The following is a 16867-nucleotide window of genomic DNA, read 5'->3' on the forward strand; positions in this document are numbered from 1 at the left end:
GGTTCAGGCCTCCTTGCCAGCGGAGCTGGAAAAATACCGGTAAACGTCGTCGAGGCTCGGCGCGTGCACATCGACATCCTCAACCAGGTTGCCGAGTGCGCTGATTGCCGAAAGGGCTTTGACCTTATCGTCCGCGTTGCAGTTGAATTCGACCGAACGTCCGTTCATCTGCCCGCCGCCGAGGCTTTCGGAGACATGGGCAAGATCTTCGGGCCTGGTCCAGACCTTCAGCCTGATCGGCAGCCCGGCCTGGGCGCGCAGGCGGCTCAGCACATCGTCCGCAACGAGCCGGCCTTTCGACAGGATCAGGATCCGGTCTGTCCGGGCCTCCAGTTCGGTGAGGGCGTGAGACGACAGCAGCACCGTCGTTCCCTGACCGGCGATTTCACCGATCAGTTCATAGACAGTCTGCCGGGAAATGGGGTCAAGGCCTGTCGTCGGTTCGTCGAGCAGGATCAACCGAGGTCTCCCGACAAGAGCCTGGGCAAGACCAAGGCGTTGACGCATGCCCTTGGAATAGGTGCCGACCCGCCGTTTTGCAGCCTCCGCCAGGCCGACCCTTTCGAGCAGCGGCAAGGCCCTGGCCGGGCTTTCGCCTTTCAGTCTCGCGTAGAAGGTCAGCACTTCCTTGCCGGTGAGCGAGGCGGGAAAGGCGACCGATTCCGGCAGATAGGCCGTGCCGACACGGGCATCATGACTGCCGGGGGCAGCTCCCATGACGGCGACGTCTCCATGGTCGCGCTTCAGAAACCCGAGCACGATCTTGAACAGTGTGGTCTTGCCGGCGCCGTTGTGCCCGAGCATGGCAACCCGTTCACCTGCGTTCAGCGAAAAAGACACGTCATCGACGGCCTTGTGCCCGGAAAAGGTCTTGCAGACGCCGTCCACGCGGAGGGTCGGTGCAGTGTGGGACGTTTCGGTCATCCTTGAACTCCCGAATTCGGTGTCGCCCGCACCGGCGGATGCATCAATGGGGCGTTGTCGACGATGCCGCCTGGCAGCAGCGCCGGAAATTGAGATTGGGTCCACCGCAGCAGCTGAACAGCCGGACTGCCGACCAGAAGCTTGGCGGAAGGTTGGGTCCAGAGGACCTGGTCGACCATGTCGTTGGGCCGGTAAGCGGTGTCGGCAATGCCGTCGCCGTTCATGTCGAAGGCCGGGTGGTCGCTCCAGTAGTTGCCGCGCCCGTCCGTGCTCCAGTCAAGCTGACGGCTGCCGACATATTTCACCTGGGTCTTGTTGGCGATGAAGGCATTGCCCTTGAAGGCGTTATTCGCAGAACCCGCGGTGAAGTGAACACCGATGGGGCAGCCTTCGAAGCTGTTGTCTGTCACCGTGTTCTTGTTGGCGTTGTACATGAACAGGCACTTCTCGCCGCCGCCTTCAACCTGGTTGCCGGAAATCTCGGCGTGATTGGCATAGTTCAGCATGAGGCCGTGATTGCGGTCGCCGATCGAGACGTTGTTGCGTACCTTCAGCCGGTCGGAAAACATCAGCGCGTAGCCGATGTCGTTGCCTTCAGAAACGTTGTTCTCGATGACACCGTTGTTGCCGTGCATGTAATGAACGGCAAAACGCAGGTCTTCGAACCGGTTGTTGCGGAAGGTGTCCTTGGGACTGGTGTTGACGAAGATGCCGTCGCGGCCGTAGCGGATCGTGTTGTATTCAGCCAGAAGATCAGGCGCGTTCCAGACGTAGATGCCGTTGCCGCGCTCGTTCATGCGCAGGTCCTGGCGGCCTTCGATGAGATTGTTCGAAACTGTTGCGTTGCGCGCACCATGAACATCGACACCTGTCAGGTTGTCGAGGATCCGGTTGTCACGCACGATGGCGCGATGCGCGGTCTTGGACAGCTTGACGCCTGCATCCAGCGTTTCCTGAGACAGGCCGGAACCGGTCAGTTCCAACCCTTCCACGACACTGTCCGGTGCGTTGATGGTGACAACGCTACCTGTGCCGTTGCCGGCAATGCCAGCCTTGCCCGCTCCATTCAGCGTCAAGGGTTTGTCGAGAACCACGGGGCCCTCATGCTTGCCGGGTGCAAGCCGGAGAATGTCCCCGGCCTGCGCTTGTTGAAGAACCTGCTGCAAAGCGCCCTTTTCGGCTGGTACCTGCCATTCTTCCGCCTGTAGCGGACCGCAGACGGTCAGGCTCGCCACAGCAGCGGTGGAAAGGGCCAGTGATCTGAAAAAGGCGCGGTGCATGGCTCAGGCGTTCCTCGGTTCCACGAACATCCGGCCGCGCATTTCCATGTGCAGCGCATGGCAGAACCACTGGCAATAGTACCAATGGACGCCCGGGCGTTCGGCAACAAAGGTGACCGACGCAGTCGCCTGCGGACCAACTTCCATGGCGATGCCATAGTTGGACAGGCAGAAGCCATGGGTCAGGTCATCGATATCATCGATGTTGGTGACGTAGATGGTGACTTCGTCGCCCTGCTTTACCGTGAACTTCTCGAGGCTGAATGTCGGCGCGACCGAGTGCATGTAGACACGCACCTTGTTGCCGTCGCGGATGACGTCCGCGGCATATTCCAGCTCGACGCCGTCGGCGGCTGCCTGTTTCTTGGCATCGTCAAACCAGGGATGGTTGCGATCCCAGACAGTTGCCGGATTCAGCTTCGACGCATGCACGATGATGCTGTCATGCGGCTCGGCGAACGTCGGCCCGTCGTGAACGACTTTCATGTCGTCGGTGGAAATGTCGATGAGCTGTTCATTCTCCGGTTTCAGCGGACCGACGTTCAGGAACCGGTCCTTGGAGAACTTGTTCATCGAGATCAGCCATTTGCCGTCCGCTTCCGCGGTTTCACCCATGGAGGTGGAGTTGTGGCCCGGCTGATAATGCACATCGACCTTCGAGATGATCGGATCGACTTCTTCGCCCGCATAGGCACGGATGGCCTTGTCGACGTTCCATTTCACGATCTGGCTGTCGAGGAACAGGGTCGTGAATGCGTTGCCCTTGCCGTCGAAAGCCGTGTGGAGCGGGCCAAGGCCGAGCTGAGGTTCGGCGACAACAGCCGAGCGTGGATCGGCATTGTCAGAGAAGAGCGCGTCGACCTTGGTCACGTCGATCACCGTGCAGGTGGGCGACAGCTTGCCGTTGATGACGATGTGCTTCTTGTCCGGTGCCGCGTTGCAGCCGTGCGGGCTGTTCGGAACCGGGATATAGCGGGTGAACTGGGAGTTGGCTTCCTTGCGGCCGTCGACGATCGGCACACCGTTGAGTTCCCGGTAGTTGCCCGCAGCGACGGCTTCCTCGATCGCCTTGATGTTGAAGACGACGCAATGGTCCAGTTCGCTCTCGGTCATTTCGGCAAGGTTCATGCCCATTTCCGAGTTGTAGCTGGTCGAAAAGGCGTATTTGCCCTGGTAGTCGGCGTCGCAGTTATCGAGGTTGCCCGATACGATCACCTGCCAGGCGACCTTCATCTCGTCACCGTCGATGGCGGTGAACAGGCAGGAATACTGGGACGGATCGTCAAGAATCTTGCCGTCGTTGACCAGCGGTGCTTCATGCTCGCCATTTGCGAAGACATAGCCCGTGCGCGGATATTTCTGCGGCCGCATGCCGTGGATGTCGTGTGCGTTCGGGATCTCGATGATCTTGTCGCACTTCATCGTGGTGCAATCGATGCGGGCCACGCGCGTGTTCGCCTTGTCGTTGGCGAAGATGTAACGACCGTCGTAGGTGCCGTCGGTGAAGGACATGTGCGGATGGTGCAGATCGCCGTTGTCATAGGTGACCTTGCCCTGTGCCGCGAGATACGCCTTGGTTTCCGGCAGCAGACCTTCCGTCAGGATCTTGAGGGACTCGTTGGTCTGACCCCAGCCGGTTGCCGAGCAGCGGTTGAACACCGGAACACGCATCAGTTCGCGCATGGACGGGAAACCGAGAATGCGTAACTCGCCGCTTTGGCCGGACGACCAGAAGCCGTAGTATTCGTCGAGTTCACCCGGTGCGAGTTCGAACTTCTGTCCGTCTCCCTGCGCATATGCAAGGTCTGCACCGCTGAGGGCGACTGCGCCCATACCGGCGACGATGGCGGTCTTGGCTGATCCGCCCAACAGATCCCGGCGGGATACGCCGCGCTGTTCTTGAGTGTCCTTCATGGCTGATCTCCTTAGGTTGCCTTTTGAAGGTTATTTGGCCGGCACCGGCGTTTCCGCCTTGGCTTTTGTGTCCGGCTTGACGAGACCGGTCTGCACCTCGAACCGCCGTCTTTTCGCGAGCTTCTTGATGCAAACGGGACATTTCTGGTCGTGCTGATACAGAACCTGGCAGTGCAGGCAGTTCAGGCACTCGTTGGGGTTGATGTGGCCTTCGGGATGGATGGCCTGGACCATGCACTCCTTGGCGCAGCGGTTGCAGGGGTTGCCGCACTCGCGGTACCGCTTCAGCCAGTCGAACATCCGCAGCCGTGCCGGGATCGCAAGGGCCGCGCCGAGCGGGCACAGATACCGGCAGTAGAACCGCTCGATGAACAGGCCTGCTGCCAGCAGGGCCACCGCGAACAGGACGAAGGGCCAGGCGCGCTGGAACTTCAGGATGATGGCCGTCTTGAAGGGTTCGACCTCGGCATAGTGTTCGGCCACATCGAGTGAATAGAGCGACAGTCCGAACAGACCCAGGAAGATGATGTATTTCACCGGCCACAGGCGCTCATGCAGACCCCACGGCACTTCGATCTGCGGGATACGGCACAGCTTGGCGATACGGTTGGTCAGCTCCTGCAGGGCGCCGAAGGGGCACAGCCAGCCGCAATAGGCGCCGCGTCCCCAGAACAGAAGGGCAGCAGCCACGGAGAACCACAGCAGGAACACCAGCGGATCCATCAGGAAGGCGTCCCAGCTGAAGTCGCTTGTGAGGGCGGAGAAGAAGGCCAGCACGTTGACCACCGACAGCTGGGCGTTTTCCATCCAGCCGAGCCAGACCAGCGTGAAGGTGAGGAAGCCGATGCGGAACCAGAAGGTGAAACGCTCGTTGCGGGTTACCTGCATCTGGAAGAAGAACACCAGCGTGAGCACGGCGATGGCAGCGCCAAGGATCAGAACGTCCGTCTTGCGGTCATTCCAGATCCGTTTCCAGAGGGCCTGGACACCTGTGTCCTTTTCCGCGGCGGCTGCACTGGATTGACCTGAAGCTGCGACAGATGTTGCGGCTGGTGCAGCGGTCTTCAGATAGCTGTCGGGCAGCCGGTAGCCGAGGTCGAACGTCAGGAACACCTTTTCGATCGGCCCGACCGGGCGCTGCACGAGCAGCTGCAGCCGGAATTCCTTGGCAGGATCGAAACCTGAGTCCGCCGGAATGATGAAGAGGTCCATTTCGGAAAAGGCCGGGGCACCTTCCGCGGCGATCGTGCCGACGCGGTTGTGCTGGCGATCATGGAAACGAACCGAGATATCGTCCTGGATGAGCTGGATCCGGTCGAAGATCCCGCCCCGCACATAACCGGACCCCTTGAAGGAATAGCGTCCCCGGCCGGCCACAAGAATGGCGTGGTCGCCGTCGTTCAGCCGTGCCATCAGGTTGGCATATTCCGCTTCGCCCAACAGCGACAGGCCGATTGAAGGTACATCTGCAAGAGCGAGGTAGAGGTCGATGAAAGTGTCGGTTTCCGGGCCTTTTTCAGGCCTGTCGACCGCACGTTTGTCGCCCTGGCTCACAAAGGATTCGTTGATCTGCGCGACATCCAGGGAGAGGCGCCGTACCGAGCCATCACCGGTCAACGTCATCCAGTCACTGATGTCTTTCTTGCCGGTATCGACTTCCCTTTGCGGGCCACTCTCCGCAACTTCGGAAGCAAGACCACCCAGACCCAGGGTCCGTGCAACCTTCAGGCCCGAACGGATGATGGAATCGTCGATGACCATGATGGTCACGGTCGCGCCGGAAATGATGTCGAGATCGTGTGCCGAGCCACCACTGGCGGCTTCCGCCTTCAGGTCGAGACCTGCATATCCTTCCGTGACCGCACGGATTTTCTTGTCCGGAATTCCGATCAGGACAATCGGTTCGGAGTGTTTGACCAGTCGGACACCCGTGATGACGGCGTCCTTGTCGACCCCGACAAGAGTGTGGATCGGTTTGCCGGAATAGCCCGTTGTGGAGACGAAATCCGAAGTCAGGTAAACCCAGCCGAGCGTGTCTTTGCCTTTCAGGGCAGGCACGACCGGAACATCGTTCTTCAGCGGGCCGAAAGTTTCGGCCCCCGGCACGAGTTCGCCCGGCGCTACCTTGTCGAGGTAATGCTGGACCAGCGCTTCATCTGCCTTGACGGGTGCGATTCCCACCAGACCCAGGGCAACAGCGATGCTCAGGAAGGCGAACAGAAAAATGTGACGGGGATGACCCACGAGACGCGCTCCAAGAAGTCGTGTGTTTTCTCTTGGGGTTCGTTGTCGGCCTTTGCGGTGGTCGGGACATTGACGATAGTCAAGTGTGTGGAAATGATTTTGGGGACATCAAAAAAAAGGCGCCCACCTTTGGTGAACGCCTTGATAAATATGTTTATTTACGTATTCGAGGTGTTGTCAGGATCGGGAAATAGACCCCGACATACAAAGCGAAGGCCACGATCCACAAACTGCCCGACAGCAGCATGGTTTCGAAATAGCCGAGGGCGCTGAGCCCGAAACTTCGCACCAACGCGGCGGCGATCAGAAGCACATAGGCGAGCACGATCGGCCTCGACACCTTCAACGGCAAACCCGCGTGACCGAGCGAGGCGCGCGTCATCATTGCAAGTGTCATGCTGCCGATTGCTCCGGCAGCAAGCAGATGCAGGGCAGCCGTTTCGGAGTATTCGCCGGTCAGTAAAGTCACACCGTAAACCAGGTACCCGGACCCAAGCAGCAGATAGGCGGCATGCAGGATCCAGAGGATCGGTTCCCTTCGCGCCGCCCAGCCTTGCCAACCGGCAAGACGTAATAGCGTGACCAGCCCGGCCGCCAGGCAAAGCCCACCACGCAACACCTCAGGCACAAACGGCAGGAATGCGAGAGCTGTCAGCAGCACAAGCAGGATACCTGCCCGGTCCAGCCAGACACGCGACACGGGCAGGGACCCTTGATAGCCCACCCGAAGCAGGGCGTTGCGCGTGAACGCCGGCACGACCCGGCCACCGATAATCGCGATCATGGCCGTACTGGTGAATATTCCCATCCGAACACCAGCCTGGGCGGTGTCGTCCGTCCAGCCGATCCACTCCAGATGCATCATCAGATTGCCGGTGAGGAGAGCCGTCAGCAGGGCCAGAAACACCATGTTGCGGGCCTGGGATTTGCGAGCAAGGCGCCCGAGTACGGCGGTGGAGAGGACCGGGACAAAGGCAAGGTCTACCGCGGCAACGATCACCGGGTCGATGCTGTTGGAAAACCAGATCGCAAACCGTCCGGCAAGCCAGACCGTGCCACTGGCAATGACAAACAGCGAACCGGCTTCCTTCGTTCCGGTCCAGTTGGGCACTGCTGTCACGAAGAACCCTGCAATCACGGCAGCCGTATAGCCGAAAACCATTTCATGCGCGTGCCAGAGGTGCGGTGCCATGGCCATGGGTGTGGAGATAAAGGTGCCTCCGGCGGCGTGCACACCGAGCCAGACTGTCCAGGCGAGCATGGCAAATACCGAAAAAATGCCTGCGGAGAGGAAAAAGAACCTGAACCCGGCGGTCAACACTGTCGGGATCCGGGTAGGGCTGCCCAATGCCCCAAAACGATGAGTTGCCATCATGAGCTTGCCTTTCAGGGTGTTTCTGCCGGCAGGCCGGCAAATGCAGCTGAAGATGAAACAGGCCGAAGGGCCCTTGGCTCATGATCCCAAGACGGGTCTGCAAGTGTCTTGACCATCGTCAAGTCGGATTGGATTCATGACTATAAGAGTCATGTATATCGACGGGGCTGCCAGGCTCCGGAAACGTGTTCCTGTAGAGAGCGCCCCTGCCATGCCCAGCCTCAACTGGCTCAATTTTATCGCGGCCTTCCTGGTCTTCTTCGCCTCCCACATGGTTCTGGTCAGGCCGCCGATTCGTCCGCTTCTGGTCGCCTTCCTCTCACCGCGCGGGTTTTCACTCTGCTATTCGCTGCTTTCGCTGGGGATCCTGTGGTGGCTGATTGTGGCAGCCCGTGATGCGCCATACGTTGCGCTTTGGCCCTGGGAGACTTGGCAGACCTATGTACCCGTATTGATGATGCTGCCCGTCTGTCTGATCCTCGCCTTCGGGATCGGTGCACCAAACCCGTTCTCCTTCGGCGGGCGGCACAACAACCGGTTCGATCCCGAGCGTCCAGGCATCGTCGGCCTGACCCGTCACCCGATCCTGGTGGCTGCGTTTCTGTGGTCAGTGGCGCATGTTGTTCCGAACGGAGATCTGGCACACGTCATCCTGTTCGGAACGTTTGCGGTTTTCTCCCTGGCGGGCATGAAACTGATCGATCGGCGCAAACAAAGGGAAATGGGCAATACCTGGATTTGCCTGCTTGCCGACATGAAGCGTTCGTCCAGCGTGGCTCCGGTCAACTGGCAAGCAATCCTTTTCAGGGCAACGGCAGGGCTTGTGCTCTACATTGTCCTGGCTGTTGCGCACCCCTTGTTTGCAGGTGTCGATCCCGTGGCAACGCTGATGCCGTAAGGCAGCAGTCGTCAGGTCTTGCCGGAAATTCTGGCCAATTCCGTCAGCCGCCGGGCACACCGATCCGCCATGTCCGCCAGAAACTTGAGGCTTTCGGCATGATCGACCATCTCCTGCGGTGTCAGCGGCTTGCGGCTGAGGAGCGCCAGGTCGCTCAGAAAGGATATGCCGGACGCCATCTGGGCATACTCGGTCTCGATATTGCCGGTCAGGTCCCTCTGCAGCTTGAGGGTTCTCCAGGTTTCTATGGCGACGATCGTCCGGTCCAGTTGTTCCTTGCACGTACAGGGCATGTCCAGGCGTTGCAGTTCACGGTGGATCTGCTCGATGACATCCGGAAATGGTTCGCTTCGCGCTTCGGTACCCGGTCTCAGGCCGGGAGTGTTGCTGTCTTCCATCCTGCATCTCCTGCGAGATAGGCGTTGCAGACAGGGCCGGGCAGGCCTTGGCCTGCGAGCTCTGCATTCAAGTCTTCACATGTCAGCTCGCCATCCAGAAAACGCCTGAATGTGCCGGCGACCTTCACCATGTCCAGCGAATGAGGAGACAGTCGTAGCCGGCGGATACCCGTTGCCTGCAATTGTCCGCTGGTTACGCCAGCAACATGAACGGCATCCGACAGGGTCTGAATTCCGTTTGCCGCCAGGAACCTGCGATCGTCCAGTGTGGCGATGTTCATTCCGTCCGGGTCGCGATCACAGACGAACTGACAGGCATCCTTGCGCAGCCCATGTGCCCTTGCATGATAACAACGGGAGGAGAGTGCGAGTGGAAGCCTGCCGAACGCAAAGAGTTCAATGTCCACCTCCGGCACGAGCGCGGCGATTTTCTGGATCGAATCAAGAGGCAGCTCGACCGGAGGACACCAGGCCGTGGCTCCTCTGTCGGCAAGCAGTCTGAGGCTGGCTTCGTTATAGACATTCAGAAACGGGCCTGCCGTGAATTCCTGGCCAGCGCGACCCGGGACCATCGACAGATCGTTGATCTCTATCGGCATGTCATAACCGGCCTGCTGGCGCAGGATCTCCCGTTCCCGCTTGTTGACGGGTTGCGCAAGCCCCGACAGGACCACCTGTTTACCGGCCTTGGTCAGCATCTCCATGATGTCCGGCCAGAGTGCATCGGTGAACGGCATGCGCTTGCCGCACACAACTTCACCCAGATACACGCGGTCGATGTCCGCTTCCTCGGCGATGCCGCGGTAGAAGTCGACAAGCCGCTCCGCAGACCAGTTGAAGAAACAGGGCCCGAGCGCAAGTTCAATTTTCGGATGGTCCGGCATCATCTATCGCCATGTTTTCTTGTAGGAGCCTGCGGTCTGACGACCGCCTTCCGAAAAGGCTTTCAAGGCGCCGATGGCCGGGCCGGGGTCGCCGCCGTCTGAAAGACTGTCGACCGCCTTCCGGAACGCGCCGACGACGCCCGCGATATAGGCCTTGCCGCGTTGGCGACCTTCGATTTTCAGCGCTGTGACACCCGCCTTGGAAAGGTCTCCGAGAAGCTCGAAGGCATTGAGGGAAACCGGGTCCTCGAACAGGTAGCCGGTCTTGCCTTCCGCGGTGAACTGGCCCTTGCAGAGCGTCGGATAACCGGCTGCCTGGCCTTGCTCGAAACTGTCGATTGTGAACCCGCCGAGCCGGGCCTGAAGTTTGCCATCGGCGTCTTCGGTGTAGTCGACATGTTCCGGCGGCGAACACACGCCGGTCAGGTTCGGCGACTTGCCCGTGGCGTAGGAGGAAAGCGAGCATCTGCCCTCTGTCATCACGCAGAGCCCGCCGAAAACGAAGACCTCGGTTTCAACGTCGATTTCCTTGTTCAGACTTGCGATTTCAGGCACCGACAGCACCCTGGGCAGGACGACGCGCTTCACCCCGAAAGTGTCCGCATAGAACCGGATCGCCTCGGGCGTGTTGGCGGCCGCCTGCACGGATAGATGAAGCCTCAGTTCCGGATGGTTGCTTGCCGCATGATCGAGAACGGCAAGATCTGCGGCAATGACGGCGTCGGCCCTGCATTGCACAGCCGTATCAACGGCCTCTCGCCACAAACCGACATCTCCGGCCCGGGCAAACGTGTTGATCGCGACCAGCACCCTGGACCCCTTGCGGTGGGCAAAGGCAACGCCCTCCGCCAGCTCTTCCGGCGAGAAGTTCAGTCCGGGAAAGTTGCGCGCGTTGGTCTCGTTTGCAAGGCCGCAATAGATCGCGTCGGCACCGGCTTCCGCTGCTGCGCGTAACGCGGCAGGGGTTCCTGCCGGGCAAACCAGTTCCAACGGCTTTGCTTCAGGTGATGTCATGAGAGTTTCTGCCGGGAACAGTCAGCCTGGGCGGATTTTTGCGCAAAGGCACGAACCTGGCCCAGCAGCTTGTCGCTGATGGTGTTGACCCAGTCGGCCGATTGTCCGCTCAGGCCGAAGAATTCGCCCGGGGTGAGATCTGCCTCTTCCAGCGTGTTGCGCAGGGCCAACACGTGCTCTGTCCTGCCTTCGATACGAAGATCACGGCTGAAGAAGAGGGCGTCGCCATCATAGGTGCCGTCCAGCAGTCCCAGCAGTACCAGAAAGGGAGCGCGCACGATCGCCCTGGCATCGCCGATCCGGCTCTTGTCACAGATTCGGACCCTGGAGTTGTCCGGATCTAGTGACAGAAGAAAGGCGTGGGGCAAATCGTCCGGGACGATCGCGATCGGCACCTGGACAACGTCGCCGAGCCTGCGGATCAGATCCGGACGGCGTGCGACGAGGCGTTTCGTGAGGGTCGAGAGCAGCGCTTCCATTGGAGGTTTCGGCAGGGGCGAAACAAGGGAGGAAACGAGTGGTGGCAGGCTTTCCGAAGAGGGGTGTGTTTGCATCCGGATCTCACTTTCTGTGAGCGGAGCCTAGACCGGCATCGCCCCTTGCCAACTTGACAATTATCAAGGCAGGCATCGGTCGTTCTGCCGATATCGCCGGACACTCTGAGCAGCGTGTTGCCACACGCGCATGTCTTGCTGGAACCACGATGCAAAAGACCGGTCGCGACCTGCCTCCCTTTCCCAACTTGCGGAAATTCCTGGATTTTCTGGATCGTGAAGACGATCTGAAGACCCTGAGCACCCCCGTGGATGTTCATCTTGAAGCGACCGCGTTGCATCAGAAGGTGATCGGGAGTGCCGGTCCCGCGGTCCTCGTTTCCAATCCAGTCCGGGCAGACCGGGGCGGTTTTGCCGCACCCCTTCTGATCAATCTCTTCGGCACCTCGAAGCGCGTTGCGAACGGACTGGGTCTTCACCCCGAAAACCTGCCCGACCTCGGACAGTTTCTGGCCAGCTTGCGCAGTCCACAACCGCCAGCTTCCTGGCGGGAGGCTGGAACCCTGATCCCGATGGCAAAGGCAGGGCTTAACTCAAGGCCGAAGATGACTGGCGTTCCCAAGGATCTTCACCGGGTTGAGCCGGATCTCTCGCAGCTTCCGGTCCAGACCTGCTGGCCGGGCGATGCGGGACCGCTGATCACCTGGGGAATGGTCGTTACCCGTCGTCCCAGCAAGGACGATCCCAGGAATTATAATCTCGGCATCTACCGGATCCAGGTGCTGGACAAGGACAGGGCAATCTTGCGTTGGCTGCCGTTTCGCGGCGGTGCACAGCATTACCGCCAGTGGCAGCAGTCAGGCGAGGCAATGCCTGTTGCCGTGGTAATCGGCTGCGATCCGGCAACCTTGCTGGCGTCCGTTATCCCGGCTCCGGCAAACGTGAGTGAACTGGCGCTGGCCGGCATCTTCAACGGCACGCCATCAAAGCTTGCTCCCTGCGATACGATCGATCTTCATGTCCCGGCGAGTTCCGAGATTGTCCTGGAGGGAGAGGTCCAGCCGGGAGAGACGGCGCTGGAAGGACCTTTTGGCGATCACACCGGTTACTACAACGAAGCCGCCGATTATCCTGTGTTCCGGCTGAAGGCCATGAAGATGCACCGGGACTGCGTCTATCTGTCGACCTTCACCGGCAGGGCGCCCGACGAACCCTCTGTTATCGGCGAGGCCATGACGGGTCTCTTCCGCCCGCTGCTGCAACAGGCAATTCCGGAAATTATCGATGTCCATCTGCCCCCTGCGACCTGCTCCTACAGAGTGGCGGTCCTTCAGATCGCCAAGACCTATCCCGGTCAGGCACGGAGGGCGATGATGGGCTTCTGGTCACTCTTGCCGCAGTTCTCGATGACCAAATACGTGATCGTTGTCGATCAGGACATCGACATCCGGAACTGGGACGATGTCATGTGGGCTGTCGCGACACGGTCCGACCCGGAGCGCGACCTGCTCGTCCTGACCGGAACACCGGTCGATCAACTGGACTTTTCCAGCCCGCGCGAGGGACTGGGAGGCAAGCTCGGCATTGATGCGACGATCAAGATTGGCGCAGAGACGGCACGGAGGTTTGCGGAGAAACTGACCATGCCGGCGGAGATGGAAACGCGTGCTGACAGCCTCTTCGCGCAGCTGTGCCGGACACCTGCGGCCGAGGTGCACCCATGAGCCGGCGCAAACGACTTGTAATCGGCATTTCCGGGGCGTCGGGTGCGGCAATTGCACTTGAAATTCTGCGGTTGTGCAAGGCACTCAGGCTCGACACCTTCACCACGGTGAGCGCTGCGGCGGAACGGACGATACAGCTTGAGTTGGGCGATGCGGCCCGCCGGGAAATCCACGATCTCGCGACGCAGGAATATGCCGCTTCGGATGTCGCCGCACCCATATCCAGCGGATCCTTTCAGATGGATGCCATGATCGTCGCGCCCTGTTCCATGCGCAGCCTCGCTGCCATCGCCTACGGCACGGGGGAGGGACTGCTGGCGCGCGCTGCAGATGTCACTCTGAAGGAACGCAGGCAGCTTGTCCTGCTGGCTCGTGAAGCCCCGCTCCACGAAGGGCACCTGGAGGCAATGCTCAAGGTCACCCGCATGGGTGCGATCGTCGCACCGCCGGTGCCTCCGTTTTATCTGGGCCTTTCAACGATGGAGGAAATGACCCAGCAGATTGCTGCCCGCGCGCTCGCAACGGCGGGGATCGATCCGGGAGACAGCCTGCGGCGATGGACTGGTGAACCAGCCTGAAATTAGATCTCCGGCAGCCCTTTGCCGGTTGATCTGTGATCTTTCGCCGCGGCCGGGCCCCTGTCAGACTTGACTATGGTCAATTGGGTCGGGTTCCCCCGGTGCTACGCCCTTATTCGGAACAAGAAGGGCTTCGCCAATGTCTGAAACAATCCTTCAAACCGAGAGTGGACAAATAACGCCGCCGCCGACGGCCAATGGCGCGGATGTTCTGACGCTTGCGCATGCCGTGCCGGGCAAGGCGTATCATGTTGTCTGCCTGGGCGAGACACGCCACTCGCGCATGGAACTTCTTGCGGCCGGGCTTGCACCCGACACGGTCATCAATCTTCTTCGCGGCAACGGTTTGCGGCCGCGCATCGTGGCATGTGGCGACATTCGCGCCGCGATCGGCGTGGATCTGGCCTTGTCGGTCCATCTCTCTCCTTGTGACTGTGGCTGCGGTTGCGACAGCAATCGCCAGAAGAAACAGGGACAAGAACACGTTTACCGGGGGAGGGACGTCTGATGGGCTGTTCCAGTTGTGCCGCACCCGGTTGCGTTCGGCGGGATCTTCTGCCCTGTGCGCCGGCACAGTACCGGGTTTTCCTGCTCGGCCCTGCCAATTCGGGCAAGTCCACGCTGTTCAACATGCTCACCGGCGCCCGGCAAACGATCGGCAACTGGCCCGGCGTGACAGTCGATCGAAAGAGCGGAACGGCTGTCATCAAGGGTCTGACCGTTGAATTCGTCGATCTGCCGGGAATCTCGAGCCTGTCCGCTCCCCAGGCGGAACGGATAGATGAAAGGGTTGCCAGAGACGCGCTCGTCAACGTGGCGCATGATGCCCTGATTGTTGCGGTGGATCTGTCCGCGCCGCATCGCGGATTGTCCATGTTGCTGCAGGCCCGTGGCAACGGCGTGCCGGTTGTGGCGGTTCTGACGAAGGCCGACTGCTGGACGTCGGCTGCCGTGGACGCAGCCGCGCGGGTTCTGAGCGAACAATTGAATGTTCCAGTGGTTGCGGTTTCCGGCAGAACCCTTTCAGGGCTCGATCAGCTCCATGACCAGCTTGCACGTTGCCTGCAAGATCGGCAGCACGTTTCCTCTCCTCAGCAGACATCCTTGCCCGGCAAGGTCTGCGATGCCTTGGAGGCGTTGCAACAGGTTCTGGACGGCAGGCCCGAATATGAAAACGCCAACACCGTTGCCGCATCGCGCCGGTTGATGGAACGGGACTGGCTGACGGAAAAACGCGCGAGACAAGACCTTCTTGAAATCCGTGACCGTTTGATCGAGGAGACTGGACCTGTGGAAGGCGTGCTGCTTGACCAGTATCTGGCGGACGCGCCCCTCGCACAGGCAACCCTTCTGGCGCGCCGCATTGATATGCCGCCCCCTGCAGGTCGCAGATTTCTGTCTGACAGGTTCGACCGGATCGCCCTTTCGCCATGGTTCGGCCCGGTGCTGTTTCTTGGCGTTATGTATCTCCTGTTCTTCCTGACGATCAATGTGTCCGGCGTCTTCATCGATCTGTTCGACGGCCTCGGTCAGGCCGCCTTTGTCGATACACCAGCGCTCGTTTTCCATCAGCTGGGGCTGTCTGGCACGGTCCTCGACATTGCCGTCGGCGCAATCGGTACCGGCATTCAGACGGTTGGGACCTTCGTGCCGGTGGTCGGGTTCCTGTTCCTGTGCCAGATCTTTCTGGAGGAAAGCGGATACATGACCCGCGCAGCCGTGGTCGCGGACCGTGTGATGCGTCGTCTGGGACTGTCGGGCCGCGCCTTCCTGCCGCTTGTGCTGGGCTTCGGATGCACAATTCCGGCCGTGCTGGCAACGCGGACACTCGACACGCGCGCCGAGCGCATATTGACCTCGATGATGGCGCCCTTCATGTCTTGCGGGGCGCGCCTTCCGGTCTATGCGCTGTTCGCCGCTGCTTTCTTCCCGGTTGGGGGCCAGAATGTTGTTTTCGCGCTGTATCTGATCGGCATCGCGGCAGCGCTATTCACCGGCTGGATGCTGGCTCCCAGGCTGACCTTGCAGCGACCCCGGCCTCTGGCAATCGAACTCCCGATCTACCAGATGCCACCGCTTTCAAGGGTCCTGCGCCTCTGCTGGGCCCGGATCCGGCAATTTGTTGCCGAGGCCGGGAAGACCATCGTGATCGTGGTTGCGCTGCTGTCGTTTCTGAATTCCGTCGGCCCCGATGGCAGCTTCGGCAATGAGGACAATGGCACCTCCATACTGGCGCTCACAGCCCGGCAGGTTACGCCCGTTCTTGAACCCATGGGCGTCAGAGCCGACAACTGGCCGGCAGCGGTCGGTCTTTTCACCGGCATGTTTGCCAAGGAAACCGTGGTGGGGACCCTGCAGGCTCTCTACGCTTCAGGCGAAACGGCAGGTGAAGTGGTTCCAAATCCGATGGAAACCGCACAAGCCACGGTGCTTGCCCTGGGCGAATCCCTGCTCGGCCTGGCGGATGCCCTGCTTGATCCGCTTGGTCTGGATGTCGGTGACATTTCCAGTTTCGAAGCCGCCGCAGGCGAACAGAACGTCCAGCCAGCCGTCTTTGCCGAAATGTCCAGGTACTTCGGCAGCCAGAGCGCTGCATTTGCCTATATGCTGGCCGTATTGCTCTACATCCCCTGCGTTGCAACCCTTTCTGCGATTGCTCGGGAGATCGGCGCCGGTTGGGCCGTCTTTGCTGCGGCATGGACAACGTTCGTCGCCTATTCCGGCGCCACGATCGCCTATCAGCTCAGCCAGATCGGCAGCCACCCTGAACGCTCCCTTTTCTGGCTGGCGCTGATGACGGGACTGATCGGACTGACCTTCTTCATTAGCCGCACCCTTGGAAGAAGTGGTCCGTCCAAGGCGGATTTTCGACCTTCCGCATCCGGGTGAATTTTACCCTCATAACTAGAAAGTGCCAATTTGTGCCGTCGGGCGTTCGAGGGGTGGCAAAGGGCGATCGATGCTGTGGGCATCTGCAAGGCCTTCGCTTCCCTGCGTCGATAAGAGCAGCCAAAAGACATGTCTGAATGCTCATTTAGATCAGTGCCTTAGGTCCGTGGGTCATTACCCGCCGTTCTGCCGATTTGGACGGAGCCAGGTCAAGGTGATGGCATCGAAATTCGTTCTCCAAACAAGTGCAG

General features: G+C 60.3%; 14 protein-coding genes. 5 read left to right on the forward strand and 9 right to left on the reverse strand.

Going from position 1 to position 16867, the window contains the following annotated elements:
- Positions 1-3 precede the first annotated feature (3 nt).
- From HEP89_RS27955 to HEP89_RS27975, 5 genes are all read right to left on the reverse strand, one after another.
- Positions 4-924, reverse strand: a complete 921-nt coding sequence (locus HEP89_RS27955) for an ABC transporter ATP-binding protein (protein ID WP_168693631.1) — start codon at positions 922-924, stop codon at positions 4-6.
- Positions 921-2204 (reverse strand): nitrous oxide reductase family maturation protein NosD, encoded by a 1284-nt coding sequence (locus HEP89_RS27960; RefSeq protein ID WP_197923319.1) that lies wholly within the window; start codon positions 2202-2204, stop codon positions 921-923. Before HEP89_RS27960 ends, HEP89_RS27955 begins: the two co-directional genes overlap by 4 nt.
- A 3-nt stretch (positions 2205-2207) precedes the next feature.
- Positions 2208-4118: a TAT-dependent nitrous-oxide reductase gene (gene nosZ, locus HEP89_RS27965; RefSeq protein ID WP_055660829.1), complete on the reverse strand. Its 1911-nt coding sequence runs from the start codon at positions 4116-4118 to the stop codon at positions 2208-2210.
- Between the two features lie 30 nt (positions 4119-4148).
- Entirely contained in the window at positions 4149-6362 is a 2214-nt protein-coding gene (locus HEP89_RS27970) for a NosR/NirI family protein (protein ID WP_168693632.1), read from the reverse strand.
- 154 nt (positions 6363-6516) lie between these two features.
- Complete coding sequence (locus HEP89_RS27975) at positions 6517-7737, reverse strand: NnrS family protein (RefSeq protein WP_353622321.1); 1221 nt, start codon at positions 7735-7737, stop codon at positions 6517-6519.
- A 136-nt stretch (positions 7738-7873) separates the two neighbouring features.
- Here HEP89_RS27975 and HEP89_RS27980 point away from each other — a divergent pair, with 136 nt between their 5' ends.
- Positions 7874-8635, forward strand: coding sequence for an NnrU family protein (locus tag HEP89_RS27980; RefSeq protein WP_228148150.1), 762 nt, complete (start codon positions 7874-7876; stop codon positions 8633-8635).
- 11 nt (positions 8636-8646) lie between these two features.
- On the opposite strand, the gene HEP89_RS27985 is transcribed toward HEP89_RS27980, so the two are convergent.
- The 4 genes from HEP89_RS27985 to HEP89_RS28000 are packed head-to-tail and all read right to left on the reverse strand — an operon-like array spanning position 8647 to position 11485.
- Positions 8647-9033 carry a hypothetical protein gene (locus HEP89_RS27985; protein ID WP_077294243.1) on the reverse strand — a complete coding sequence of 129 codons (387 nt, stop codon included), beginning with the start codon at positions 9031-9033 and terminating at the stop codon, positions 8647-8649.
- Complete coding sequence (locus HEP89_RS27990) at positions 9006-9920, reverse strand: U32 family peptidase (RefSeq protein WP_322853569.1); 915 nt, start codon at positions 9918-9920, stop codon at positions 9006-9008. The genes HEP89_RS27985 and HEP89_RS27990 overlap by 28 nt, the downstream gene beginning before the upstream one ends.
- Entirely contained in the window at positions 9921-10931 is a 1011-nt protein-coding gene (locus HEP89_RS27995; protein WP_077294246.1) for a peptidase U32 family protein, read from the reverse strand.
- Positions 10928-11485, reverse strand: coding sequence for an SCP2 sterol-binding domain-containing protein (locus HEP89_RS28000; protein ID WP_075281785.1), 558 nt, complete (start codon positions 11483-11485; stop codon positions 10928-10930). Before HEP89_RS28000 ends, HEP89_RS27995 begins: the two co-directional genes overlap by 4 nt.
- Positions 11486-11634: 149 nt before the next feature.
- Between HEP89_RS28000 and HEP89_RS28005 the strand changes: the two genes are divergently transcribed.
- The 4 genes from HEP89_RS28005 to feoB all read left to right on the forward strand — a co-directional run bounded on the left by HEP89_RS28005 (position 11635) and on the right by feoB (position 16616).
- Positions 11635-13149, forward strand: coding sequence for a UbiD family decarboxylase (locus HEP89_RS28005; RefSeq protein ID WP_228148151.1), 1515 nt, complete (start codon positions 11635-11637; stop codon positions 13147-13149).
- Positions 13146-13727, forward strand: a complete 582-nt coding sequence (locus tag HEP89_RS28010) for a UbiX family flavin prenyltransferase (protein ID WP_077294252.1) — start codon at positions 13146-13148, stop codon at positions 13725-13727. The genes HEP89_RS28005 and HEP89_RS28010 overlap by 4 nt, the downstream gene beginning before the upstream one ends.
- A gap of 139 nt (positions 13728-13866) precedes the next feature.
- Positions 13867-14235 (forward strand): ferrous iron transport protein A, encoded by a 369-nt coding sequence (locus HEP89_RS28015; protein WP_168693633.1) that lies wholly within the window; start codon positions 13867-13869, stop codon positions 14233-14235.
- The gene (gene feoB, locus HEP89_RS28020; protein WP_168693634.1) at positions 14235-16616 is read left to right on the forward strand and encodes a ferrous iron transport protein B; all 2382 of its coding nucleotides are present in this window, start codon (positions 14235-14237) and stop codon (positions 16614-16616) included. The genes HEP89_RS28015 and feoB overlap by 1 nt, the downstream gene beginning before the upstream one ends.
- Positions 16617-16867 lie beyond the last annotated feature (251 nt).

Origin of the sequence: Labrenzia sp. 5N (genome assembly GCF_012395805.1) — a bacterium.
GTDB lineage: Bacteria > Pseudomonadota > Alphaproteobacteria > Rhizobiales > Stappiaceae > Roseibium > Roseibium algicola.